Here is a 26998-nt window from a genome sequence, read left to right as displayed (position 1 = left end):
GATGAAAAATGGGCTAAAAATAGTTACAATTGGAGGAGGTTCAAGTTATACTCCTGAACTTGTAGAAGGTTTTATAAATAGATATAAGGAGCTACCTGTAAAGGAGTTATGGCTTGTAGATATAGAAGATGGAAAAGAAAAACTAGAGATAGTAGGAAATCTAGCTAAAAGAATGGTAAAAAAAGCTGGAGTAGATATGAAAATAAATCTTACTTTAGATAGAAGAGAAGCTTTAAAAGACGCAGATTTTGTAACAACACAACTTAGAGTAGGTCTTTTAGATGCAAGAATTAAAGATGAAACTATTCCTTTATCTCATGGAGTTATGGGACAGGAAACTAATGGTGCAGGTGGGTTGTTTAAAGCTCTTCGTACAATACCAGTTATATTTGATATAATAAAAGATGTGGAAGAATTATGTCCAAATGCATGGATGGTGAACTTTACAAATCCAACAGGAATAATAACAGAAGCTGTATTCAAATACACTAACTTTAAAAAATATATAGGTCTATGCAATGTACCAATTCATTTAAAAAATGATGTAGCTAAACTATTCAATGTAGAAAGTGATAGAATAAGTATGGATTTTGCAGGTCTTAATCATATGGTTTATGGTCTTAATGTAGCTTTAGACGGAGAAGATGTTACAAAAGAAGCAATAGATAAATTTGTTAAAGCAGATATAAGCATGCAAAATATAAAGGCAATTGATTTTAATGCTGATTTTATAAAATCTTTAGGTGCTATACCTTGCCCATATCATAGATATTATTATAAAACTAAAGAAATGCTTGAAGATGAGTTAATAGAATTTAAAGAGGGAAAAGCTAGAGGTCAAGTGGTTAAAGAATTAGAAGAACAATTATTTGAACTATATAAAGATGAAAAGCTAGATATAAAACCACCTCAACTTGAAAAAAGAGGAGGAGCTTATTATAGTGATGCTGCTTGTAATCTAATAAGTTCTATCTACAATGATAAAAAAGACATCCAAGTAGTTAATACATTAAATAATGGGGCTATAAGAGACTTTAAAGATGAGCAGGCGGTAGAAGTAAGTAGTGTAATAACAAAAAATGGACCAAGACCATTAAGTATAGGCTATTTACCAGATTCTGTACATGGGTTAGTAAGTCAAATTAAGTCATTTGAAGTTTTAGCAGCCAAAGCAGCTGTATATGGAGATTATGAATCTGCTTTATTGGCACTTTGTATAAATCCATTGATTCCATCGGATGATTTGGCAAAAACTATATTAGATGAAATGTTAGAAGCTCATAAAGATTATCTTCCTAGATTTAATAGATAGTTTATAGAAAGTAGGTTATGGTATGACTAAAATTATAATAAATGCAGATGACTTTGGATATTGCGAAGCTGTGAATTATGGTATAATATCAGCTCATAATAATGGAATAGTTAAGTCCACATCTATGATGGCAAATATGCCTGGTGTAGAACATGGAGTAAAGCTACTTAAAGAAAATAGAGATTTAAATTGTGGAGTTCATATGACTTTAAGTTGTGGTAGACCATTATTGTCTAACTTAAAAACTATTGTTGATAAAGAAGGTTTTTTTATTAGAAGAATTACAGACGAAATTATTAAAAAAATGGATTATGATGAGATTTATGAAGAACTTTGTGCTCAAATAGAGAGAGTAAAAGAACTTGGAATAGACATATCTCATTTAGATAGTCATCATCATATTCATACCTTAGTAAATTTAAAACCAGTAATAGAGAAAATTGTAAATAAGTATAATCTTCCAATAAGAGGAGGGTTTGAATACGATTTAGAGTATTCAAAAATAGTTCCATTAATAGATAGCTTTTATAAAGAAAATGTGAGTGAAGAGTATTTTATAAAAAATATAGAAGAAATAATGAAGTATGATGTAGTGGATATTATGTCTCACCCAGCTTTTTTAGATGATTATATTTTAAATTCTACATCTTATGCAATTGATAGAACAAAAGAGCATAAAATACTTACATCTAAAAAAGTCAAAGAGTTTTTGAGAGAAAATAGATTAGTCATATCAAGCTATAGAGATATTTAGGAGGTATACAGATGGATGAGAAGATGATAGAAATATCTTTTGGAATAATTGGATTTGCAGGCGATGCAAAAGGTCTAGCTTTTGAAGCTATAAAAGAAGCAAAGAACGGAAATATAGATGAAGCTAGAGAGTGTATTGAAAAGTCAAAAGAGTCAATTCATAAAGCACATAAATTCCAAACAGAATTAATACAAAATGAAGCTAGTGGTAATAAAACTGAAATGAGTGTTATATTAGTTCATGCACAAGACCATTTAATGACATCTATGAACTTTCAACAACTAGCAGAAGAATTTGTAGATTTGTATGAAAGATTGGAGAGCAAGTAGTCTAATTTAACTATTATGAAAGAGTGTTTTTAATAATTTCTATAATTATTAAAAACACTCTTTTTTATTAAAATATGTTAAAAAGTTATAACTTAGCAATTTATTATTCTTTTATTAATGTTCTAAAATTTAGATTTCTCGTAATTGTAAGGTATACTAGTACCTACAACTACATCTTCAATTTTTTCAATAATAAGCCAATCATCCATATTTCCTTGATGGTCGAAATCAAGAGGTGTTATTTCTTGAACATTTTCAAATTCAGCTAAGCATAAGCATTTTTTATGCCAACGAACTTTTTGCTTATCAGATAAATTTAGTTTTGGTTGATTTTCATCTAGAACTTTGCAAATTTCGTCTTCTGTTAATTTAATATAGTTGTCTACTTTTTTAACAGTAGCTTTTGCAGAAATTCTTGAAGTTCCTTTTTCCATAAAATAAAGTAACTCTCCTTGAAATACTCTGCTATGTGGTATTTTTCTACCAGCAGCACCTCTAATTACCATTGTCTTCGTTCCAGCTAAAATTTTATCTAATACCTTTTCTCCTTTTTTACCTGCATTATCACAATATACTAAATGTACCACGCTTTAAATCCTCCTTACTAAATTACTATTCTGTATCTTGCATTTTATCATTGTTTAACTGAAAAGTCATTCTATTTATTATATTTACATAAAGAACAGATATAAAATTTATTGTTCAATGAAAGAAAACCTTATCTATAGTATATTTAATTAAGATTAATTAGGAATTTTTATCCTTTTGCAAAATAATATTGACTAAAACTAGAAAAATGCTATAATAAATATGTGCTTATGATAATCAATATCATATAAGTATAATAAACAAGTAGGAGAAATAATCATGAAAAAAATAAAATCATTAGCAATATTTATATCTATTATAACTACGTTAGTACTTGTTACGGCATGTTCAGATAGTAACACAGATAATAAAGAAAAATCAGATACAAGAGTTGTACAATCTGTTAAGGGAGAGGTGAAGATACCATCAAATCCTAAAAAAATAGTTGATATATCAGGAAGTAGTGAGGAATTGTTAATAGCTGGTCATAAACCTATTGCAACGGCAAATGTAGACTCATATGAAACTGATAAATTGCCAAGTTACATAAGAGAAGAACTTAAAGATGTAAAGATAGTAGGTCACTCTATGATGGATACTATGGATATGGAAGCTATATTAGAAGCAAATCCAGATTTAATAATAATGAGTCAAAGACAAGAAAAAATCTATGACCAATTAAAAGAAATAGCTCCTGTAGTCATGATGAAAGATTATGCAAATGACTGGAGAAGTAAGTTAACTGATGTTTCAAAAATATTTGATAAAGAAGACGAAGCTAAGGATTGGTTACAAAAGTATGATGAAAAAGCTACAAAACTAGGTAAAGAAGTTGTAGAAAAAAATGGAGAAAAAACTTATTTACCAGTATTAGCAAGTTCGGGACAATTTATGGTGTTTAGTGATGGAGGAATTGGAACTTTAATTAATGATGATATGAAATTAGCTAGACCTAAAAATATGCCAAAGCAAGATGGAATAACATTGCCAATGGTAAGTATGGAGGGTCTTACAGATATAGATGCAGACCATATAATTGTGATAGCTACAGAATCAGATAAAAAAGATTTAGAAAATAGTGCTATATGGGCTCAAATGAGAGCAGTAAAAGATGGAAACGTAACAATACTTGATGCAGCTCCATTTTTCAGCCAATCATATAATCCAATTGGAAAAGAGTTGTTATTAGAATCAGTTAAAAATGAATTAACAAAGTAATTCTTAACTTATTAGGTGTGAGATAATGATGTTCATTTTTCACACCTATTTTTAATAAGTTTAAAATCATAAAATACTTAATAAATATATTACTGCACTAGAATTAAAAGGGAAAAGGAGGTAGGATAATTGACTACACTTAGTAAAAAAAATCTGACTTATTCGTTGATATTAATAAGTATAGTTGCACTTGTATTTGGAATTGTATTATCCATAACTATTGGGGCTAAAGATATGAATCTATCGACTGTTATAAGTAGTTTAATAAATATGGAAGATGGAATAAATATGAGAATAGTGAAGGATGTTAGACTTCCAAGGGCAATAGCAGCAGCACTTGTTGGAGGATTTTTAGCAGTTTCAGGTGCTATAATGCAAGGAATAACAAGAAATCCTATAGCTGAACCTTCTGTTATAGGAATTACACAGGGAGCTACATTTGCTATTGCAATATCATTAGTACTTCAACAAAAATTTCCTAAACTTATACATGGGAACTTTAGTGTAATGATATTTGCATTTATTGGAGCAAGTATAAGTGGTTTATTTATATATTTTGTAAGTTCAAAATCAAGAGGAAGAGTTAATAATGTAAAATTAGCTCTTGCAGGGGTAGCTCTTGGTACATTGTTAATTTCTTTGGCCTCTGCAATATCTATGTACTTTAATCTATCTCAGCAATTAAGTTTTTGGATATCAGGAGGACTTGTAGGCGTAACGTGGGAAGGGATAAAACTATTATTTATAGTTGGAGGTATTGGATTTATCCTATCTATGATTATGGCCCCAAGAATAACTATCCTAAGTCTTGGAGAAGAAGTGGCAATAGGGTTAGGGCAAAAAACTGACATTGTTAGATTTATATGTATAGTATTAGTAATATTAATGACTGGAGCATCTGTTTCAGTATCAGGTAATATTATTTTTATAGGTCTTATAGTTCCTCAGATAGCTAAAGGAATAGTAGGCTCAGATTATAAGTATATAATACCAAGTTCTTTGGTTCTAGGAGCTGTGCTACTTGTATATACGGATATATTAAGTAGAATGATAAATCCTCCATATGAGACTCCAGTGGGCTCTATAACAGCTCTTATAGGAGTTCCAATATTTATATATCTTGTTAGAAAGGGGAATAAATAGGTGCTATGAAAAATATTATAAAAACAAATTCTAAAACTTTACTTGTTATTTCAATTTTAATGGTACTTATTTTTGTTGCTTTTCTAGTTAGTTTAAATTTAGGTTCATTTTCTATAGAACCAATGGATGTCATAAAGACTTTTATAGGACAAGGTCAACGTAATCATGAAATTGCAATATTTAAACTGAGATTGCCAAGGATAATAATAGCTTTATTGGTTGGTTCAGCATTATCAACAGCAGGTGTAATACTTCAAGGAGTTACAAAGAATGATTTGGCTGACTCTGGAATTTTGGGTATAAATTCAGGAGCAGCATTATTTGTAGTAGTTTATATATATCTTATGAATGGTAATGTTTATGAAGGTATGAGTAATCTCACTGTATTTACAATGCCAGTTGTTGCACTTGTAGGAGCTTTGTTTGGAGCATTTTTGATATATTCTCTTGCATGGAAAGGTGGAATAAATTCATCAAGGTTACTACTGATTGGTATAGGTGTAAATATAGCTTTTACTTCAATTTTGACGATATTTCAATTGAAATTTACAACACAAGAATTTAATAGAGTTATGGTATGGACATCAGGTAGCATTTGGGGAACTAGTTGGAAATATGTAATAGCTGTACTTCCATTTATAGTGATTTTTATGGGAATAACTATGTATAAGGCTAAGTATATTGATGTCTTGAACTTAGGTGATGAAGTGTCTACAAGTCTTGGTGTAGATGTGGAGAAGCAAAGAAGAAGACTCATAATATATGCAGTAATTTTATCTGGTGTATCAACATCAGTAGCAGGTAGTATTTCGTTTTTAGGTTTAATAGCACCACACATAGGAAGAAAGATAATAGGTCCGAGACATAAAAGACTAATACCAGTATCAGCGCTGATAGGTACATTATTACTTTTAGTGGCAGACACTATATCTAGAAATCTTCTTGCTCCTATAGAAATACCAGTAGGTATAGTTGTATCCATAATAGGAGTACCATACTTTATTTATTTAATGTTGTCAAATGATTAGGAAAGGGTGTTATTATGAATTGTATAAATACTAAAAATCTAAATGTATCATATGGAAATACCGATATTATAAAAGATTTAAATTTAAATATACCAAAAGGAAAAATAACTACTATAATAGGGGCTAATGGTTGTGGAAAGTCTACAATACTTAAAACAATAGGGAGAATTATTAGCCCTAAAAATGGAAGTATATATATAAATGGAGAAGATATATATAAGAAAAAATCTAAGGAGATAGCAAAGAGTATGGCTGTACTTCCACAAAGCCCTCAAGCTCCTAGCGGGCTTACTGTTTCAGAGCTAATTTCATATGGAAGATTCCCTCATAAAAGTGGATTTGGAAATTCTAGTAGAGAAGACAGAGATATTGTAAATTGGAGCTTAGAAGTTACTGGAATTTCAGAATTTAAGGATAGAAATATGGAAGATTTGTCAGGCGGACAAAGACAAAGAGCATGGATAGCTATGGCTTTGGCACAAGAGACTGATATACTTTTGTTAGATGAGCCTACAACATATTTAGATTTAGCTCATCAATTAGAAATACTAAAATTATTAGAGGAATTAAACAAAAAACAAGGAAGAACTATTGTCATGGTAATACATGAACTTAATAACGCAGCAAGATTTGCTGACCACATGATAGGTATTAAGAAAGGTAAGATAGTTTGTCAAGGTAATGCATACGATGTTATGACAAAAGACAATCTGAAGGAGTTGTTTAATATCGATGCAGAAATAGCTACAGACCCAAGGACAAATAAACCAATTTGTATAACTTATGACATGGTATAAATGGTGACAACATGGAAAATCAAGAAGCATTAAGACATGAAAAAATATGGATTTTATTATTTAGATACTCAATACCTGCAATAATAGCTATGATGGTAACATCGCTTTACAATGTAGTAGATAGAGCCTTTATTGGTTCTATGGAAGGAGTTGGGTCTATAGCTATTGCAGGACTTGGTGTAACTATGCCAGTGTTTACACTGATAATAGCTTTTGGAATGTTAGTATCAGTAGGTGCTAGTACAAGCTTGTCTATAAAGCTAGGAGAAAGAAATAAAAAAGAAGCGGAAAAAATATTGGGTAATGCCCTTACACTATCTATAATTATTTCTATAATTATAACTGTATTAGGATTAGTTTTTTTAGAAGACATACTTTTTCTTTTGGGAGCAAGCAAAGATTCAATATCTTATGCAAAAGACTATATGAGTGTTATATTGGTTGGAACTCCATTTAATCTAATTGCATTTTCTTTAAATAATGCAATTAGAGCAGAGGGAAATCCTAAGTTAGCAGCTAGAACAATGATAGTAGGTTGTATACTAAATTTGATATTAGACCCAATATTCATATTTGTGTTTAACTTAGGTATAAAAGGAGCAGCTATAGCAACTGTACTCTGTCAAGTAGTGGTGTTTACTTGGGTAGCACATTATTTTATAAGAGGAAAATCTAATTTAAAATTAAAAAAATACAATTTAAAATTAGATACAAATATAATAAAAAAAATATTTGCAATAGGTATGACACCATTTGCAATGGAAGTAGCTATAAGTATAACTCATGTATTTACTAATAACTCTCTAAAGGCTTATGGTGGAGATTTAGCTATTGGAGCTATGACAGCTCTTACATCTATTTTATTGATGTTTATGATGCCAGTATTTGGTCTAAATCAAGGTATGCAAACTATAATATCATATAATTATGGAGCAAAGCAATTTGAACGTGCAAAGAAAACCTTAATATTGTCTATCATAGTATCTATAGTTATATTATCTTTTGGATTTTTAGTAGTGCAGGTATACCCTGAAGTATTTGTTGGCATATTCAATAAAGATTCAAATCTAATGGAAATAGCTGTAAGAGGTATAAATATAAATTTAATCACCTTACCTATAATGGGGATTTCTATTGTTGGGCCTGTGTATTTTCAATGTGTGAGTAAAGTTAAACATTCTATGTTTTTGACTCTTTTGAGACAGTTTATCTTATTTATACCATTAATTATTGTACTTCCAATTCGATTTAATTTAGATGGAGTTTGGTTAGCACAGCCAATTGCAGATTTTATTGCTATGATAATTGTATTATTGTTCTTAAGACGAGAATTTAAGATGAATCAAGCATAAGATGTTGAAAAATAAAAAGTCCTGTCTCAAAATGATTAAAATCATTTTATAGAGACAGGATATTATTTTACAGCATCGTTTGTATTGACTTCATCTAGTGTTTTTCCAAAAGTCATTTTTTCAAATATTTCTTGAGGAATAGGTTTAGAAAAAACATATCCTTGTATCATATCACAATTAATTTTCTTTAGATATTCCATCTGTAAGATTGTTTCAACACCCTCTGATACACTATTCATATTTAATTTTTTTGCTAGCTCAACTACAGATTCTATTACATAATTTTCAGATACATTATCTGCGTTGGGAGAACTAAAAAATGCTCGGTCAAGTTTTAGAGTATCAACTTTTATTTCTTTTAGCATGTTAAGTGAAGAATATCCACTTCCAAAATCATCTAGTGAACATTGAAAACCTTCCTCATGGATTTGGTCTATTACATTGAGTAACATTTGTAAGTTATCAAAGATGAGTGTCTCAGTTAATTCGATTTCCAAAAGTTTAGCAGGGACATCGTATTTATCACGAATTGTTTTGTATTTTTCTAAAAAATCTTTATTATTTAAATGAGCACGTGAAAAATTAACTGAAATAGGTATTGGAGTTTCCCCATTATCTATCCATTTTCGTATCATGGCACACGATTTTTCAAACACATAATGGTCAAGTTTGATGATGAAGCCATTTTTTTCAAAAAAAGGAATAAAATCATTTGGTGGAATAAGACCTCTATCTGGGTCTTGCCATCGCACTAATGCTTCTGCACCTACAATATTATTGTTTTTAAGATCTACTTTAGGTTGGAGATAGACTACAAATTCATTATTATCTAATGCTTCTTCCATTCTATTTTCCATTTCTTTTTCTTTAAGCATTCTCAAACGTTCTAAATCACTATAAAATACACATGTGTAAAGTGGATGAGTTACAGTATTTCCTTTAATGTTTTTTCGTGCTACATTTGCACGGTCTTGAATTGATACTAGTGGTATATTTGGGTCATCAATTTTATAGACACCTATAGAAAGAGCTATAAAATATTTACATTCTTTATCTTTGTTAAAACTGTTAATATCATTTGTAATATTTTCTATGTACTTAAGAATTTCTTTTTGTGAAATAGTTTTAATAAGAATATTAAACTGGTCATTAGAAACTCTACAAAGTAATTCTTCTCGTTCCAAATAATTAGCAATTACATCATGTATATATTTTAATGTTTTATCTCCAGCATCACTACCAAAAGAATCATTAATAAGTTTGAATTTATTAATATTTATAGATACTAATGAATAGGTTCCTGCTGAAGTTGATTCTATGATTGCTTTAGCTTCCATATCAAAACGTGCCTTACTATAGCCTTTAGTTACAGGGTCTACATAGGCGATTTTTATAAGTTGCTCTCTATTTTTGCGATTTATAAATATAATTAATATGATAAGTAATAAAAATAATATAATAATTAAAATGTTGATAAAGACTGCTTTTTTTAGAAGTAAATCAAACTGTGCATTTGCTACCTTTACTGGAACAATTGAAAGTAGATATAGGTTTTCCTCTTCCAGAGGAACATAGTGCATAGCTTTATAAATACCATCATCCAATGTAAAGTACATAGAACCTTTTTGTTCTCTTTTAAATTTGTCTTCATTTCTCTAAGAGTATCTTTACCAGTATAGCTTCCATGTTTTTTAATTGTGTCAAAAAAGTTCACAACATTTTTTGGTGCGTTTTTGTTGTCCGAACTTACAATGAAATTTCCATTTTTGTCAATGATTTGAGAAAATCCTTCACCACCAAAACTCTCCACGCTTAGTAACGTTCTCATAGTATCAAGAGTATTCCAAGCAGTAATAGCTCCAGTTATTTTATCATCTTTATAAAGTGGTACAGAATATAAAATTCCATATATACCAGATTGAGATTTGATTGGAGTAATTGTCTCTTCACCTTGAAGAGCTTTTCTATAAAAATACTGCCCTCTAACATTACCTGTACTTTCATCAGTGCCTATAAAATTCCCACTAGAATCAGCAACACCTAACCAATCAAACTTCAGTAATTTTGATTTTTTAGATAAATATTCAGTGACATTTTTATTGTTATCACTAAACTGAAAGTAAGTATCTCCTATAGAGTATAATATTTTAAATATACTTTTACATTTTTCATTAATTGTAGTGGAGACACTCTCTGAGATTTCTGTAAGATACCGCTCTGTTTCACGATGAGTTACTTTACGCAGTGTCATAACAAAAGAAACACAAACTAAGGACACAATTATAAGGAGTGTTAGTAATAAGGTAATTATTATTTTTTTATTTTGTACGCTTTTAGTATACATTTTTTATGTTCCATCCTCCATCCTTTATTGGCTTACAAAGAAGACTCCTCTCAGACATATTATACCAAATATTTCTATCTGTGAAGGTACTAAATTTTATCTTTACGTCTATTCTTATGTAAATTATTTTAAAAAGTAGAGAAGCTATTCTTATAATTTATACTGGAATTTAATTAAATAATATTGTTATGAATTAGAATATTTTATAAATAAAAAAAGAACTGTTTTCAAAATTATTTTAACTATTTTGATACAGTCCTTTTTGAGGTTGAAAAAACATTTATAAAAGATTTTTAATTTATAGTATATGTATAAATATTGAATTCATAAAACAATACCTTATATTTATTACAAACTAGAAAGTAGATGCAATTCTGTAAATACCAAATTCTCTATGGCCAAGGCTTTCAGCTTTAGTGTGTTTACCATTACATACTTCCACTATTTCATCGAATATTTCCTTACCTATATCTTTAATTTTAGCGCCCTCTGTTATAATTCTACCTGCATTTATATCGATATTATCTATCATTTTATTGTATGTATCACTGTTTCCAGTAATTTTAATAACTGGCGAAATTGGGCTTCCTGTTGGAGTACCTCTACCAGTTGAGAAGATTACAATCTGTGCACCACCTGCCACCATACCAGTGATAGAATCTATATCTTGACCTGGAGTATCCATAAAATATAAACCTTTTTTATCTGAAGGTAAAATCTCAGCATATTCAAGAGCACCCTTGAATGGTTTGTTCCCTGCTTTATACATACAGCCAAGTGATTTTTCTTCAATTGTTGATAATCCACCAGCTTTATTACCTGGAGTAGGTTGACCACTACGTAAATCTTCTCCCATAGTAATTGCTCTTTTTTCTACATCATTTACAAATTTAAGAAATTTTTCTTTCATGTTTTCATCTTCAAAGCGAGTAGCCAATAAATGTTCTGCACCAATTACTTCTGTAGTCTCACTTAATATACTACTGCCACCCTCATCTATAAGAAGATTTGATGCAATTCCTATTGAAGGGTTTGATGCAATTCCACTTGTTGGGTCAGAGCCACCACATTCAAGTGCCAATGTAATTTCGCTCATATCAAATTCAACTCTTACTTCTTTTGATATTTCACGAGCCATCTGACTTGCTATTTCAGCACCTTTAGCTATTGCTTTTAGTGTTCCACCACATTCTTGTATAACAACATAGTCGACTTTTTTTCCTGTTGTAGATATTTCAGATGCTAAATCTTTTGCTTGAATACCATCACATCCAAGTCCAACTACTAAAACAGCAGCTACATTAGGGTTTTTACCAAATCCTATCAATGTTTTTTCTGTAAGCTCTATATCAGAGCCAATTTGACAACATCCATGTTGGTGTGGGATAGCTATTGCTCCAGGAACAAGTGCTGCAACTCTTGTAGCTGTCTCACTTGAACAGACAGATGTTGGAATAACTAAAATATGATTACGAATACCATATTGTCCATTTTCTCTTAAATAACCCATTAATTTCATTTTTATTACCTCCTATTTTTTATCTCCGCGACCACGCGTACTTTCAATATTATGTACATGAACATAGTCACCAGTTTTTATGTCAACTGTTGCAATTCCTATAATCTCTCCATATTTATAAACAACATCACCCTTTTTCACATCTTCTGTAGCCATTTTATGAAAAACAGGAATATTATCATTTACTATATAAGATTTTCCATCAATTGAAACTTTTTCACCTTTAACTAAAGGTCTAACACATGTAACTAGATTGTCTTTTTCATTTGCATGAATAATTGCATTCATATTTTTACCTCCTAAAAATATTAGTTTATTTCTATGTTTTTATTTGTTTTAAAAATAGCTTTTTTTCTTTTTTCTCTTTTATCCAAATAGGAGACGAGCATTGGACAGCATATTGCTGTAACAATGATAGCTGCAGCAACTTGTACTGTTGAAACAGCCGCAATTGTAGCAAGTGTAGGGTCAATAGCGGCTAAAGCTTCAGGAGTACCAGCCGCATTACCTGCTGTCGTACCAGTAGCTGCACCTACTGCTGGATGTTCTGCACGTATAAGTTTCATTACAAAATATCCACCCATACCTGTTATTAGAGTTACAGCAAGACCTAGTATAACTCCAGGGAATCCAGCAGTTATAATTTGGTTAAAGTTTAATGCAGCTCCTAAAGGAAAAGCAAAGAAAGGTATTAACAATGTTGTACCAGGTGCAAGAAATTCTCGTATATCTTCATCGAGATTACCAAGTATAAATCCAAGTAATATTGGTATGAGTGCTGCAAATAAAGCTACTATAGGCACATTTGCAAGTCCAGTTACTCCAAAGGCAAGCATCGTAAAAAATGGACCATCATTTAGAGATAAGATAGATATCGCACCAACATCTGTAGAATCTCCATATTCACCAGCAAGAGCAGCAAAGAGACCTCCATTTGAATTAGTCATAGTAGCAACTATAGCAAGAGGTGTAATACCAATTATGCCTTTAGGCCCAATGAATTTACTAACAATAATACCTAGTACTGCACCAATTACAAATTTTGTTGCCGTGAGTACTATGCCCTTAGTCAAAGGTTTGCCTGCTTGTCTTATGTTGATTTGAGCGCCATTACATAGACAAAATAGAGCAAGTATACTCATTGCACCAGTTTTAAATAAGGAAGTTGTAAATCCTCCAATTTCAAGAGCCTGTGGACATACTGTATTAAATAGTGCTCCCAATAGCAGGGGACAGACCATAAGTCCTCCTGGTATCTTTTTCACCGATTTTAAGATATGCATCTAGTATCACTCCTTTTAATTTTTATATAAGTACTTAAAAGCAATTACTATGCCAATAGAGGTGTTATATAGTTTTTATTTTTATAAGTATTTTTAATATTCGTATAAAATACTGTAGATTGCTTAGATTAAAAAAATTATATAGAAAAATGTAGCGAAAAAAATAATCTATTTATTATGTAGTAGAATTTTAAATAGAAATAAAGAAACGTTTTATGTATTAAAATTAAACATAAAACGTTTCGATATATTATATATGTATTATTTTTAAACATCACTTTCAATTTCTTTTAATTTTCTCCATAGGGTAGAGCGAGTGATTTTTAGTATTTCACAAGTTTTTGTAGTGTTTCTATTATTTTCATTATAGACTTTATAGATATATTTCTTTTCTAGTGTTTTTAAGTCTAAGTTATTATATTTAAAATTAGCCTTATCTGTATCATTTATAGTATTTGCATATTCACTATTGTATTTTTCTGATAAAATTGAATCAAATGATTCTATAATAACAGCTCTCTCGATTATTCCTTCTAATTCTCTTATATTTCCTTCATATTCTTTTTCAAGAAGAGCTTGTCTGATATTTGGAGTGATAATTAAAGGTATCTTATTGTATTTAGCTGAATATTTTTTTATGAAAAATTCTGATAATTTTATGATGTCTTCTTTTCTCTCCTTGAGTGAAGGAAGATACAATGTTAATATATTTATTCTAAAGTAAAGGTCTCGTCTAAATAAACCGTCACGCATCATATCTTTTAAGTCTTTATTTGAAGCACAAATTATTTTTACATCTATGGGAATAACTTTATCACCACCAATTCTCATAACTTGCTTTTCTTGCAAGACTCTTAATAATCTTCCTTGAAGTTCAATTGGAATTTCACTTATTTCATCGAGAAAGATTGTTCCTTCATGTGCCAATTCAAATACACCTGTTTTTCCTTTTTTTCTTGCTCCTGTGAATGAGCCCTCCTCATATCCAAAGAACTCACTTTCTATTAAAGATGGAGGTATTGCAGCACAATTTACAGCAACAAAAGGAGCATTTTTACGTTTGCTATAATTATGAATACTTTGACAAAATAACTCTTTACCAACACCAGATTCCCCTGTAATAATCATTGGAGTATCATAGCAAGCATATTTTTTTGCAACTTCTATACAGTCTTTTGTTTTTTCACTTGCATAGATTATATCATCAAATGTGTATTTAGCAGATAGACCTTTGTTTAATAGACTTCTTCTTATTGTATGTTCAAATGAACTTATTTCCTTACTGTCTTGAAATGTAGAAACTGCTCCTTGAATTTGACCATCAACGATAATTGGAACTCTATTTGTAATGATTTTTGTACTTCCTATATTCTGTATTTCACCAATTTGTGGTTCCATGGTTTCAACTACTTGAGGTAAAACTGTGTTTGGAATAACATCTATAACATTATGATAAAGTGCATTTTCTTTTTTTATACCAAATATTTTTTCAGCACTCTTATTAAATAATGTGATTTTAAAATTTTTATCAACTGTTATTATTCCATCATGTACAAAATCTGTCATAGCTTCTATCTGTAATCTTCTTTTTTGCTCATCTTTAGTTGCGTCGAGTATTTGTTCAGCTTGTTGAATGGCTCTAAGTATGTTTTCTTCTCTAGATTCAATTAATATTCCCTTACAATTAAGTCTTTCAACAATATGTGCAACAGTAGTATCACCTATATATGTATTGATGCCTTTTTTTCTATATTTTTCTATAGCATCATAAATTTCTTCTTCCTTTTCAATTTCAATCATCGTTATTTTCTTATTCAATATTTCTTCTATAATATCAAAGCCATATATAACATTATTAAATCCAATTATCCCAAATGGTTCATTTGAATTTTTAACTTCCTTATAGCTTTCTATAATATCATAAGCATCTACTTTAATCTCAACTATAGGTATGTTATATGTTTCTTTTAACATGTTGTAAGTTCCACCTCTACTTATGATAATTCTAGTACCATGGTTAATACTTTTTTCGGCGAGTGGTATTCCTTCTTTTAAATTACCAAATACAACATCAATGTTTGTATACTTATATTTTTTTACTATGTGAATCGATTTTTCATAGGTTCCTTTAGTAGGAGCAATAACAAGTATTTCTTTCATAATAATTCCTCCATATTTCATCAAATAAACTTAAAGATTATTATCATAACTAAATTTTATCAGTGATATTTTAATATTTTACTTTATATTTAATTCTAAATAAAGTATTTTTAAATAAATTATTATAAAAGACTGCCTAAAAATAAGATTTTAGAATTCTAAAGTTTTTTTAGTACAGTCTTTTAATATATAATAACATCTATTTGTCAAATCTATTTACCTTAAATAATCTCATATTTTTATCTTCTTCTCCAAGGTATAGCTTACTAAGCATTATACCTCCTAATATTGCAAAAAGTATTCCATTAGCTCCATAGCCTAAACAGTACCATAAGTTATGGTTTTTGTTATCAGGTCCAATAAAACCTAAGTTATCTAAAGTAGAAGCAAAGCAACCACAATACTTGTACTCAATTTGTATATCTTTTATATCCTTAAACATGCCCTTTAGCCTTTGTTCTAAAATATCATATTTTTTATTTGCTAAAGCCTCATCTTCTATATCACTAAAGTCTACATCTTCGCCACCTATAATCAATCTATTATCTTTAGTGGTTCTTAGATAATTATATGGGTCACAATTGTCTCTAATCAAAATATTGTCTTTCCAAGAATCAATATCTTTAAGTGGTTTTGTAGCTATATTAAAGGTATTAGATTTAGTTGCAAAATTTCTATTTGTAAATAAACTTGTATTATATCCTGTAGCCACAATTAGTTTTTTGCCATAAACTTTGTAACCATAAGACACTTCAGCTGTTACTTTATCATTTGAAAAGTCTATTTTTTTTACTTCTGTATTTTCATATACTTCAAGACCTTTTTTTAGACTTACATCAATGAGATGCTGACTATATTTATATGGGTCTAGTTCTCGTCCACCATTTTTTGCTATCAATCCTGACTTTAAATCAAAACCAAAAGGATTTGTAGATTCATCAATATACTCAACATCAAATCCATTTTCTTTTCTTAAATCATATTCTTCTTTTATAGCTTTTATTTCAAGTTTATTGGCAGTGTAAAGTAAAGTATCTCTTTTTACATAATCACACTTATTTCCATGCAATTCTATAAATTTATCTAACTCTTCAAGTGCTGATACACAAAGATTATAAGCTTTTAAGGCATCAGTTAGAGTCATTACTTCTGTCAAATCTATCAAATTGTCATCCAATTCATACTGTAAAAGTGATGTGGTTACACTAGTACTTCCATGCGCAATCCTTCCTTTTTCAAGGATAACTGATTTTATATTATTTTTAGCTAAATAGTATGCACAAATACATCCTGTTACGCCGCCTCCAACGATTATAACATCTGTATCAATATCATTAGTAAGGTATGGAAATTGTCTTGGAATTTTATTTATACTGGTAAAAATAGGTTTACCTTTTACATATTCTTGATTCATATATTTCACTCCTAAAATTTATTATGTATGAGTGTATTATTTTCTATAGTAAATAATATTATACATTTTAATTTCTTATATAAATGGGTATGTATAAATAAAAATGTGATAACATTTTAGTGTAAAACATATGTATAATATTATTCATAAGCAATTTGGTATATAATGATGATTAACAAGTAAAAAAGATTGAATAAAAGTTAAATAAAAATTTAAAATAGGAGGTAAATTTATGCTTTCAAAAGATATTGCTTCAAAGGTATTAGAAAAGTGTCTAGTTACTGGAGGAGATTTTGCTGAGATTTTTGAAGAAGACACTATAAATAATTCTATTGGCTTAATAGATAATAAAGTAGAAAATGCAATAGGTGGAAGAACCTATGGTATAGGAATAAGAATATTTAAAGGGTTAAAGAGTATATATGCTTATACAAGTGACAATTCATTAAATAGTTTGTTGGATGTAGCGTATAAAGCTGCTGTTGCATTAGGTAAATTGGAAGATGGAAAAAGTGTAATATTAAATGACAGTATTAAAATAAATAACATACATAATATAAAAATTTATCCAAATTCAATAGGTAATAGAGATAAAGTAAATGTTATGAAGGTTGCATATAAGAGTGCAAAAGAATTTAGTAGTGATATATCTCAAGTAAGTGTTAGCTATTCAGATAAAGACCAAAAAATATTAATTGCAAACACTGAAGGTATATATGTTGAAGATAGAAGAATAAGAACCAGACTGGGAATAAGTTCAATTGCATCTAAAGGTAATGAAAATCAAACTGGATTTGAAGGACCTGGAGGTTGTAAAGGATTTGAAATATTTGAAGATATAGACCCAGAATACTATGCAAAAGAATCAGCTAGAGTAGCACATACTATGTTGCATGCTAAAAATTGTCCAGCAGGTAATATGATGGTAGCAATAGATAATGGTTTTGGTGGAGTAATATTTCATGAAGCTTGTGGACATTCTTTAGAAGCTACATCAGTTGCAAAGGGAAACTCCGTATTTGCAGATAAATTAGGTCAGCAAATTGCATCTACGAAGATTACAGCTATAGATGATGGTACAATACCAAATTACTGGGGCTCTATGAATATAGATGATGAGGGAAATCCAGCTCAAAAAAATATACTGATTGAAAATGGGATTTTGAAGTCTTATATGATAGACAAACTTAATGGTAGACGAATGGGAATGAATCCTACAGGAAGTTCTCGTAGACAGAATTATAAATTTGCTCCTACTTCGAGAATGACTAATACTTATATTGCTGCTGGAGAAGATAAACCAGAAGACATTATAAAGTCAATACCAGATGGACTTTATGCTAAAAAAATGGGTGGTGGGTCTGTAAACCCTGTAACAGGAGAGTTTAATTTTGCAGTTTCAGAAGGTTACTTGATAAAAAATGGAGAAATACAAGAGCCAGTTAGAGGTGCTAGTTTAATTGGAAAAGGTAGTGATGTACTTATGAATATAGATATGGTTGGTGATAACTTAAAACAAGCTCAGGGTATGTGTGGTTCATCATCAGGAAGTATACCAACTAATGTAGGTCAACCTATGATAAGGGTAAAAGAAATTACTGTAGGTGGAAGATAGGAGGGATAATTGTGGAACTTAAAAGTTTTAAGGATATATTATTTAAAAAAGCTCTAAGTGAAGGATTTGAAGAATGTGAAGTGTATTATTCCACAGGGGAAAATTTAAGTATAAATATATATGAAGGAGAAGTTGAGAAATACAATCTTGATAAGTCTTTTGGTTTATCTTTTAGAGGTAAGGTAAATGGAAAGGTAGGTTATTCTTATACAGAAATTTTAGATGATAAAGCTGTTGATATGTTGATAAAAAATGTAAAAGATGGGGTAAGAGCTATCGAAAATGAAGATGTACAATTTATATATGAAGGCGATAAGCACTATAATGATGTAAAGACTTATTCTAAAGAGTTAGAAAATTTAGAAGCAGATAAGTTGATTGATTTAGCTCTAGAAATGGAAAGAGAGACTAAAGCTTATTCAGATAAGGTAGTAAATTTATCTAGATGCACTATATCTTATTCTGTATCAAGTAATGGTATATATAATACTAAAGGTCTTGATTTAAGTAATAAAACTAATATGCTTATAGGGTTTGTAGTTCCTATCATAGAAGACAATGGACAAAAGTATGATGGAGTGGGATATAATATAGCAAATTCTATTGAAGAAATAAAGCCTTGTGAGATAGCAAAGCTTGGAGTTGAAAATGCTTTATCTAAAATAGGTGGAAAGAGTATACCATCAGGCAAATATAAAACTATATTGTTTAATGAAGCAATGGTATCTTTACTTAGTACATTTTCTGGAATATTTAATGCTGATTCAGCCCAAAAAGGATTATCTTTGTTGAAAGATAGAGAGGGAGATATGATAGCATCTCCTATAGTTACAATAGTTGATGACCCACTTTTAGAAAATGGTATGGCATCTACTCCTTTCGATGATGAGGGAGTAGCTACATTTAAAAAAGAAGTTGTTTCAAATGGAAAGCTTATAACTTTACTTCATAACTTAAAGACAGCCAATAAGGCAAATATAAAGACTACAGGAAATGGAATAAAATCTTCATATTCATCACCTATAAGCATATATCCCACTAATTTTTATATAGAGAAAGGAGATAAATCTCTAGATGAAATTATGAAGGATATAGGTGAAGGATTGATGGTTACTAGTTTTGCAGGTCTTCATTCAGGGGCAAATTCAGTAACAGGAGATTTTTCTTTAGCAGCTAAAGGTTTTTATATTAAAGATGGTAAAAAAGCATTTCCAGTAGAGCAAATTACAGTAGCTGGTAATTACTTCGATTTATTAAAAGATATTGAAGTTATAGGAGACGATTTAGAATTTCCAATGAGTAGTATAGGTTCACCTTCAGTTGTTATTAAAGAGTTATCAGTAGCAGGAAAAGATGAATAGATACAGAAAATAATTGCACAAATATAAAGGTAAATATAAATCCATGTTAATTTTTATTAGCATGGATTTTTTATTAATTTAAGTTATTTATTAAACCCTAACTATCCTAATAAAGTTATATGTCAAAGCTTTGATGAATACAATTAATATCATATGCTAATTTTAAAGGAGGATGTATTATGAGTGATGCACATTACGATATGCACAAGAGAAAGGGCTACTCAAGTGATGAGCCGTATCCAGAAATAAAAGTTTTAGGGCCGAATAAGTATTATGCAGAGCTATTAATGGATGATTATTCTGGTGTAGCGAGTGAATTTACAAGTGTAACCCAGTACTTATACCATGACTTTGATTTAGATGAAAATTATAGAGAACTGAGTGAAATGTGGATAAATATATCTATAACAGAAATGTTACATATGGAGATATTAGCAAAGACTATAAGATTATTGGGTGGAAATCCTATATATAGAGGTTCGACAAGTTCTTGTGGTGCATATTGGAATGGTGGTTTTGTATTTTATGGAGATTCTATTTGTAGTAGATTAAAATCGGATTTACATTTAGAGTATGTGGCTATTGAGAATTATTACAAGGATATAAGTATTATTGAAGACCCTTATATAAAAGCTATATTAAATAGAATAATTTTAGATGAAAAGGTCCATGTAGGTTTGTTTAAAAAAGCAATAGAAAAGTATTGCAGATAAACTCGAAAGTTTATTTATTCATCATTTTATTCATATATATAAAATGACTATCATACATTTTCTTGAAGGGAGTTGCTATTGATATGTATTATGTATATGTAAATGATATAAATATAGCAGTTTATGATTTAAATCCGAGTGCTAAAAAAACAGTACTTTTTATACATGGCTGGCCATTAGGACATAAGATATTTGAATATCAAACAAATATATTACCAAAACTCGGATATAGAACCGTTTCAATTGATTTAAGAGGGTTTGGTAAGTCTGCTGCAACATCAGGAGGGTATAATTATAGCCAATTAGCAGATGATATTTATAAGGTGGTACATGCCATTGGATTAAGAGATTTTACCCTTGTTGGTTTTTCAATGGGAGGAGCAATTGTACTTAGATATATGAGTCTGTTTCATGGCTATGGAGTATCAAAATTAGCATTACTTGCTGCTGCTGCACCATCGTTTGTACAAAGACCTCCAGAGTTTCCATATGGTATGACACGTGAGGATGTTAATAAACTGATAGCTCAGGCATGTACTGATAGACCAGAAATGGTAAGTAATTTTGGAGAAAAAGTGTTTGCATCGAATCCATCAGAAAGCTTTAGAAGGTGGTTTAACGACATTGGTTTTAGTGCATCAGGTATTGGAACTATTGGAACAGCTGTATCTTTAAGAGATGAAAAATTGTTTAATGATTTAAAATGTGTAAGAGTGCCTACTGGTATATTTCATGGGAAATTAGACCAAGTATGCCCATATGAATTTGCAGTTTTTATGAATGAAAAAATAGAGGATTCAACTTTATATACTTTTGAGTATAGCGGTCATGCAATATTCTATGATGAACTTAAACTATTTAATCAAGAATTCTTGCAGTTTTTAGAGGAATAGAAATATCTTATTAATAATTAAAAATATGGTGATATTATATAAAATGGTATAGATTAAATTCTATACCATTTTATTTTTGAGTAGAAAATATTACCAAATAGTATAAAATATGATTTTTAAGATTTAAAATTTTTTTAAAAAGTGCTACAATAGACCAAATTATTAGTTTCTATATTAACTAAACAGGAGGTGATGGTATGAAAAAACATAATATTTTATTTGTATCAACTGATGACAAAATAAATATAGATATCTCAAAACAATTAGAAAATATATTTGGAGAATTTTGTAATATAGATAATTTAGTCTATGTGGATAGCATAAATATTGAACTATTAAAGTATGAACTTATAGTGTGTTCAGATAATGAGATAAAAGAGCATATACACAATAATATCGATAAAAATATACCTATTGTAATAGTACATCGTACAATAAATATTGAAAATATAAACCAGATAATAAGTATAGAAAATGATTCTGAAGTTATGGTTATAGATGATTATAAAGAGTCAGCAGATGAAACAGCCAAGATAATTAGAAAATTAGGATTAATTCATATTAATTTAATACCATATTATCCAGGATGTGATAAGTCTAAATGTGAGATTGGAATTATTACAGGAAGTAGAAATAGAGTACCACAGAACTTAAAGCAAATAATAGATATAGGTGCTAAAATAATAGATATAAATACAGTTATAGAAATCTTTACAAAACTTAATATATCTATAGATAAATTACATATTATCAAAGAAAAATATAATGAAGACACAGTAAGTGGATATAGATACTATACAACTATGAATAAAACTATGAAGAGTTTTTTGGAGATTATCGATGAAGGGATTGCTTCTATTGATAAATTAGGGAAGTTTATATATTGCAATAAAGTATTTTCTAATCTAGTTGGAGTAGACCAAAATCAGATTATATCTAATAATTTTATGGATTTATTTAGTGATAAAATTATCAAAAAAATATTTTTTCAAGAGGATGAAGTCAGTGATGAAGTAGTAAGCCTAAATAACAAAAAACTCATAATTAATAAAGTAAATGTGTATGAAAATAATGAACGAATAAAAAGTATTATAAGCATTAAAGATATAAGTGCAATTCAGATGCTTGAGGATAAGATTCAAAATAAATTTCATACAAAGGGATTTGTATCAAAGTACACATTTGAGAATGTTGTAGGTGAGACTAAAATAATAAAAGAAAAAATTAATATCGCAAGAAAGATAGCATCTACAGATTTTTCTGTGTTGATACTTGGAGAAAATGGAACAGGAAAGGAAATATTTGCTCAGGCAATACATAATGAATCTCTAAGAAAAGACAAGCCGTTTGTTGCAGTTAATCTATCTTCTTTGTCAGATACACTTATTGAAAGTGAGCTTTTTGGCTATGAAGAAGGAAGTTTCACAGGTGCGATAAAAGGCGGAAAAATGGGGATATTTGAAAGAGCGCATACAGGAACAATTTTTTTAGATGAGATAGGTGATATATCTCTAGAGGTACAGCAAAGATTGTTGAGAGTCTTACAAGAAAAAGAAGTTATGAGAATGGGTGGAAGTAAAATTATACCAGTAGATGTTAGGATTATAGCTGCTACAAATAAGGATTTAAAGAAAAAAATTAAAGAAGGTTCTTTTAGGGAAGATTTGTATTATAGGATTAATGTATTACATATAGAAATACCAAGGCTTAGAGAGCGTAAGGAAGATATACCTCTTATAAGTAAGTATTTTTTGGATGAAATAAATAGTAATAAATGTTTTACAGAAAAATCAATGCAAGTATTAAAATTGTATGAGTGGCCAGGTAATGTAAGGGAGCTTAAGAATTTGATTTATTATATTGACACTATAGTGGAGGAAGATAGAGTAGACTATGAGCATTTGCCAGAACAATTTAAATTTGAAAATAACAATACTTTAGTTAATGAAAATTTTGATTCAATTATATTGGATTTCAAACAATCAAATTTCTTTAATGAAAGTATTTGTATATTGATGAGTATAGAAACTTGGAATAATAAAAATATATCATTAGGAAGAAATAAATTACAAGAAATCTTAAAAGAAAAAAGTATGACATTAAGTGTAGACCAAATTAGAAAAAGAATAGATAAATTAAAAAATCATGGATTGCTGTCATCTGGAGTAAAAAAACAAGGGAGTTTTATAACTGATGAAGGAAAGAATTTTATATCATATATAAAATTTAAGGGGGAAATATAGGGGGATATAAATGTAAAATCCCCTAAAAACTCCCTATAATTATCTTAAATAAGTAAAATTATTTTAAATATTGAGATAATTTTAAAAATATTAAATTAAAAATAAAAAATATTATTTCTAATAAACAGTAGTAAATCATCACTTTACTACTGTTTTTATTTTTGAAAGATTTAGTATGCAATTAAAATTTATATTTTGGCATATCAATTGCTACATAGTGAAAATATAAAAAATTGTAGAATTTGGAGGATATTGTTATGAAGTCAGCTTATAAAGGCTATGAAGCTTATAGTTATTTAGAAAAGGGAAAAGATATCTCATCTATTGAGATGTGTAAAGGAGATAAGAGAGTAAAAGAATACCTTATCGAGTTAGATGATATTCAAGAAGCTAAGGTTAAAAATATAGTGGATGACAAAATATTTATATCACTACATGAACATCCAGTTTTATTTCCAGAACACTTAGAAAGAGATATATTTGAATACAATAGAGAGGGTAAACAAAGATGTGCTTATGAAGCATTATCAAGAGGATATTACGATGCTATATTTGATAATTTAATGGATGGTGTATGTACAATAACATCAAGCTCAGGATGGAAGTGGGATGATATATTAATAGATTTAGGTATGAGATTATGTGACTTAGCACACCAAGATTTTGTTATAAAGTGTGAAAAAGTAGAAGATATATACAGAGCAAAAAAAGAAGGAAAAGTGGCCTTGATACCTACTTTAGAAGGAGCTGCACCAATAGAAAATGAACTTGATAGAATAGATATTTTGTATGGATTTGGCATAAGGTTAATGGGTATAACATACAGTGAATCTAATGCATTGGGTTCAGGATTGAAAGAAGAAAAAGATGGTGGGCTTACGAATTTTGGTAGAAAAGCTGTTGAAAGAATGAATAAGATTGGAATGGCAATAGATTGCTCTCATGTTGGAGTTCAAACGACACTTGATGTTATAGAACACAGTAAGGACCCAATAATATTGAGTCATGTTGGGGCAAGAAGTCTGTGGAACACAAAGAGATTAACGCCAGATGAAGTACTAATAGCATGTGCGAAAAAGGGTGGGGTCATAGGTGTAGAAGCAGCACCACATACTACAATAACTGAAAAAAACAAAGAACATTCAATAGAGTCATTTATGGAACATTTTGAGTATATTAAAAATCTAGTAGGGATAGACCATGTGGCTTTTGGACCAGATACAGTATATGGTGACCATGTTAAATTACATTCAGTGTTAGCTGCTAAATTTGATATTAAAAAAATAACTGGGACAAAGGAGCATCCTAAAGTAGAGTATGTAAAAGGTCTTGAAAATCCAACTGAAACTTCAAAAAATATTGTCAGATATTTAGTAAAACATGGATATAGTGATGAGGAAATAGAAAAGGTGTTGGGTGGAAACATACTTAGAGTATTGAATAAGGTTTGGAAATAAGGCTTAAATGTTTTAATAAAATTTGAGGATTTATAGGGAGGTTTTTTGCAATGGATTATTTAAAATTAGCCAATCATCCACTTTTGTGGATAGCAAGTACAGTAGCTGTATCAATAGTAGTAGTACAATCTCTTGTATTTGCTATAAAATCTTGTAAAGTTGGGAAGACGATGGGAATAACTGATAAGCAAATAAAATCAGCTATTAAGAGTAGTGCTATTTCAGCTATAGGCCCATCAATGACTATATTTGCTGGGATGGTTTCACTTATAGTAACTATGGGTGGACCTATAGCATGGATGAGATTATCATTTATAGGTTCTGTAATTTTTGAATCTATGTCAGCTGGGTTTGGAACAGATGCTTTAGGGATAACTTTAGGTTCTCCTGAGATGACAAAAGTAGCATTTACAAATGCAGTTTGGACTATGATATTAGGTTCTTTAGGGTGGATAATATTTACATTATTGTTTGGGCATAAGTTAGATAAAATAACGAATGTTATTTCTAGTGGTAAGAAATCATTTATACCAATAATATCTGTAGGAGCAATGTTAGGTTCATTTGCATACCTAAATGCTGATAGAGTGTTGCGTTTTGACAATGGAACAATTGCATGTATAAGTGGAATGATAATAATGGTAATACTTTGTATGATTGAAAAAAAGAAAAATATAAAATGGCTGAGAGAGTGGGGTCTTACAATATCAATGTTTAGTGGGATGATAATAGGTTCAATAATATAAGGGGGGAGTTTTATGAGTAAAGTAAAATCTATATACAATGAAGAGTACTTACCTTTTATGATAAGGTATGGTAGATTGACATTATCTTTAGGTATTATAGCAGCATTAGTTCCTGGAATAATTTTAAGTTTTGGATTTGGTCTTATGCCTCCAATATCAGCATTATTAGCAAGTACAATGGCAATAGTTAGTATGAGCGCACCAAACTACATAATAGAGCCAGTTTCTTATTCACCAATTTTAGGGATACCAGGAACTTATATGAGTTTTCTTTCTGGAAATATATCTAATATGAGACTGCCATGTTCAATAGCAGCTCAAAAAGCAGCAGAAGTTGAATCTGGAACAGAAGAAGGTTCAATAATATCTACTATAGGAATAGCTGTATCTATTCTAGTAAATATAAGTATTTTGACTTTTGGAGTAATTTTAGGAGGAAGTGTGTTGTCTAAAATACCACCTGAAGTAGTAGAAAAATTGAATTTAATCTTACCAGCTCTATTTGGGTCAGTGTTTGGACAAGTTTTTTTACAAGATAAAAAACTAGGATTAGTAGCAATTGTAATAGCTGTATTGACTATTATATTATCAAAGCAAGGTATAATACCACAATCTTTAGTAGTTCTTATATGTGTATTTGGTACTATATTGATTGCAAGAGTTATGCATAAAGATAAACTTAGAGACTAGTAAAATTAAAGAAGTAAAAAGTTTAAAATATAAAGAATT

24 protein-coding genes are annotated in these 26998 nt (G+C 29.6%); 16 read left to right on the top strand and 8 right to left on the bottom strand.

Annotation, left to right across the window (positions count from 1 at the left end; translation table 11 throughout):
* The first annotated feature begins 1 nt into the window (after position 1).
* Genes IC214_RS04620 through IC214_RS04610 form a run of 3 tightly spaced genes read left to right on the top strand, consistent with a single transcriptional unit; the run spans position 2 to position 2395 of the window.
* Positions 2 to 1312, top strand: a complete 1311-nt coding sequence (locus IC214_RS04620; RefSeq protein ID WP_227835202.1) for a 6-phospho-beta-glucosidase — start codon at positions 2 to 4, stop codon at positions 1310 to 1312.
* 22 nt (positions 1313 to 1334) lie between these two features.
* Positions 1335 to 2066: a chitin disaccharide deacetylase gene (gene chbG / locus IC214_RS04615; RefSeq protein ID WP_227866304.1), complete on the top strand. Its 732-nt coding sequence runs from the start codon at positions 1335 to 1337 to the stop codon at positions 2064 to 2066.
* A gap of 11 nt (positions 2067 to 2077) precedes the next feature.
* Complete coding sequence (locus tag IC214_RS04610; protein WP_227433981.1) at positions 2078 to 2395, top strand: PTS lactose/cellobiose transporter subunit IIA; 318 nt, start codon at positions 2078 to 2080, stop codon at positions 2393 to 2395.
* Between the two features lie 122 nt (positions 2396 to 2517).
* Here the strand turns inward: IC214_RS04610 and IC214_RS04605 are convergent, their stop codons facing one another.
* Positions 2518 to 2982 carry a hypothetical protein gene (locus tag IC214_RS04605; RefSeq protein ID WP_227433982.1) on the bottom strand — a complete coding sequence of 155 codons (465 nt, stop codon included), beginning with the start codon at positions 2980 to 2982 and terminating at the stop codon, positions 2518 to 2520.
* Positions 2983 to 3262: 280 nt separating this feature from the next.
* Here IC214_RS04605 and IC214_RS04600 point away from each other — a divergent pair, with 280 nt between their 5' ends.
* The 5 genes from IC214_RS04600 to IC214_RS04580 all read left to right on the top strand — a co-directional run bounded on the left by IC214_RS04600 (position 3263) and on the right by IC214_RS04580 (position 8521).
* On the top strand, positions 3263 to 4201 hold the full coding sequence (locus IC214_RS04600; RefSeq protein ID WP_227433983.1) for an ABC transporter substrate-binding protein: 939 nt from the start codon (positions 3263 to 3265) through the stop codon (positions 4199 to 4201).
* A 129-nt stretch (positions 4202 to 4330) separates the two neighbouring features.
* Positions 4331 to 5344, top strand: a complete 1014-nt coding sequence (locus IC214_RS04595) for a FecCD family ABC transporter permease (RefSeq protein ID WP_227433984.1) — start codon at positions 4331 to 4333, stop codon at positions 5342 to 5344.
* A gap of 5 nt (positions 5345 to 5349) precedes the next feature.
* Positions 5350 to 6372 carry a FecCD family ABC transporter permease gene (locus IC214_RS04590; protein ID WP_227835203.1) on the top strand — a complete coding sequence of 341 codons (1023 nt, stop codon included), beginning with the start codon at positions 5350 to 5352 and terminating at the stop codon, positions 6370 to 6372.
* Between the two features lie 14 nt (positions 6373 to 6386).
* Positions 6387 to 7169: an ABC transporter ATP-binding protein gene (locus IC214_RS04585; protein WP_227433986.1), complete on the top strand. Its 783-nt coding sequence runs from the start codon at positions 6387 to 6389 to the stop codon at positions 7167 to 7169.
* Positions 7170 to 7180: 11 nt separating this feature from the next.
* Positions 7181 to 8521, top strand: a complete 1341-nt coding sequence (locus IC214_RS04580) for an MATE family efflux transporter (RefSeq protein ID WP_227482043.1) — start codon at positions 7181 to 7183, stop codon at positions 8519 to 8521.
* 62 nt (positions 8522 to 8583) lie between these two features.
* Here IC214_RS04580 and IC214_RS04575 read toward each other — a convergent pair whose 3' ends face one another.
* The 7 genes from IC214_RS04575 to IC214_RS04545 all read right to left on the bottom strand — a co-directional run bounded on the left by IC214_RS04575 (position 8584) and on the right by IC214_RS04545 (position 17241).
* Positions 8584 to 10137 (bottom strand): bifunctional diguanylate cyclase/phosphodiesterase, encoded by a 1554-nt coding sequence (locus IC214_RS04575; RefSeq protein WP_227866302.1) that lies wholly within the window; start codon positions 10135 to 10137, stop codon positions 8584 to 8586.
* A complete protein-coding gene (locus IC214_RS04570; protein ID WP_227866301.1) occupies positions 10044 to 10772 on the bottom strand; it encodes a cache domain-containing protein in 729 nt (242 codons plus the stop codon). Before IC214_RS04570 ends, IC214_RS04575 begins: the two co-directional genes overlap by 94 nt.
* 448 nt (positions 10773 to 11220) lie before the next feature.
* Complete coding sequence (locus IC214_RS04565; RefSeq protein ID WP_227824348.1) at positions 11221 to 12384, bottom strand: UxaA family hydrolase; 1164 nt, start codon at positions 12382 to 12384, stop codon at positions 11221 to 11223.
* 12 nt (positions 12385 to 12396) lie between these two features.
* On the bottom strand, positions 12397 to 12672 hold the full coding sequence (locus IC214_RS04560; RefSeq protein WP_009891186.1) for a UxaA family hydrolase: 276 nt from the start codon (positions 12670 to 12672) through the stop codon (positions 12397 to 12399).
* A 20-nt stretch (positions 12673 to 12692) separates the two neighbouring features.
* Positions 12693 to 13667, bottom strand: coding sequence for a 2-keto-3-deoxygluconate permease (locus IC214_RS04555; RefSeq protein ID WP_227866300.1), 975 nt, complete (start codon positions 13665 to 13667; stop codon positions 12693 to 12695).
* A gap of 267 nt (positions 13668 to 13934) precedes the next feature.
* A complete protein-coding gene (locus tag IC214_RS04550; protein ID WP_227866299.1) occupies positions 13935 to 15827 on the bottom strand; it encodes a sigma 54-interacting transcriptional regulator in 1893 nt (630 codons plus the stop codon).
* Between the two features lie 199 nt (positions 15828 to 16026).
* Entirely contained in the window at positions 16027 to 17241 is a 1215-nt protein-coding gene (locus tag IC214_RS04545; RefSeq protein ID WP_227866298.1) for an FAD-dependent oxidoreductase, read from the bottom strand.
* 232 nt (positions 17242 to 17473) lie between these two features.
* Between IC214_RS04545 and IC214_RS04540 the strand changes: the two genes are divergently transcribed.
* The 8 genes from IC214_RS04540 to IC214_RS04505 all read left to right on the top strand — a co-directional run bounded on the left by IC214_RS04540 (position 17474) and on the right by IC214_RS04505 (position 26959).
* Positions 17474 to 18856: a TldD/PmbA family protein gene (locus IC214_RS04540; RefSeq protein ID WP_227482048.1), complete on the top strand. Its 1383-nt coding sequence runs from the start codon at positions 17474 to 17476 to the stop codon at positions 18854 to 18856.
* An 11-nt stretch (positions 18857 to 18867) separates the two neighbouring features.
* Complete coding sequence (locus IC214_RS04535) at positions 18868 to 20217, top strand: TldD/PmbA family protein (protein WP_227434338.1); 1350 nt, start codon at positions 18868 to 18870, stop codon at positions 20215 to 20217.
* A gap of 179 nt (positions 20218 to 20396) precedes the next feature.
* Positions 20397 to 20930, top strand: a complete 534-nt coding sequence (locus IC214_RS04530; RefSeq protein ID WP_227434339.1) for a ferritin-like domain-containing protein — start codon at positions 20397 to 20399, stop codon at positions 20928 to 20930.
* An 83-nt stretch (positions 20931 to 21013) separates the two neighbouring features.
* Positions 21014 to 21823, top strand: a complete 810-nt coding sequence (locus tag IC214_RS04525) for an alpha/beta fold hydrolase (protein ID WP_227434340.1) — start codon at positions 21014 to 21016, stop codon at positions 21821 to 21823.
* A 197-nt stretch (positions 21824 to 22020) separates the two neighbouring features.
* A complete protein-coding gene (locus IC214_RS04520) occupies positions 22021 to 24066 on the top strand; it encodes a sigma 54-interacting transcriptional regulator (RefSeq protein ID WP_227866297.1) in 2046 nt (681 codons plus the stop codon).
* Positions 24067 to 24323: 257 nt separating this feature from the next.
* Positions 24324 to 25523: a dipeptidase gene (locus IC214_RS04515; protein ID WP_227482052.1), complete on the top strand. Its 1200-nt coding sequence runs from the start codon at positions 24324 to 24326 to the stop codon at positions 25521 to 25523.
* A 50-nt stretch (positions 25524 to 25573) separates the two neighbouring features.
* Positions 25574 to 26269, top strand: a complete 696-nt coding sequence (locus tag IC214_RS04510; RefSeq protein ID WP_227434343.1) for a DUF5058 family protein — start codon at positions 25574 to 25576, stop codon at positions 26267 to 26269.
* Positions 26270 to 26281: 12 nt separating this feature from the next.
* Positions 26282 to 26959: a hypothetical protein gene (locus tag IC214_RS04505; protein ID WP_227482053.1), complete on the top strand. Its 678-nt coding sequence runs from the start codon at positions 26282 to 26284 to the stop codon at positions 26957 to 26959.
* The last annotated feature ends 39 nt before the right edge of the window (positions 26960 to 26998 follow it).

The organism is Clostridioides sp. ES-S-0190-01 (assembly GCF_020658275.1).
Classification (GTDB): Bacteria; Bacillota; Clostridia; order Peptostreptococcales; family Peptostreptococcaceae; genus Clostridioides.
Note: the sequence above shows the minus strand (reverse complement) of the source record. Positions and strands in the feature narration are given on the sequence as shown.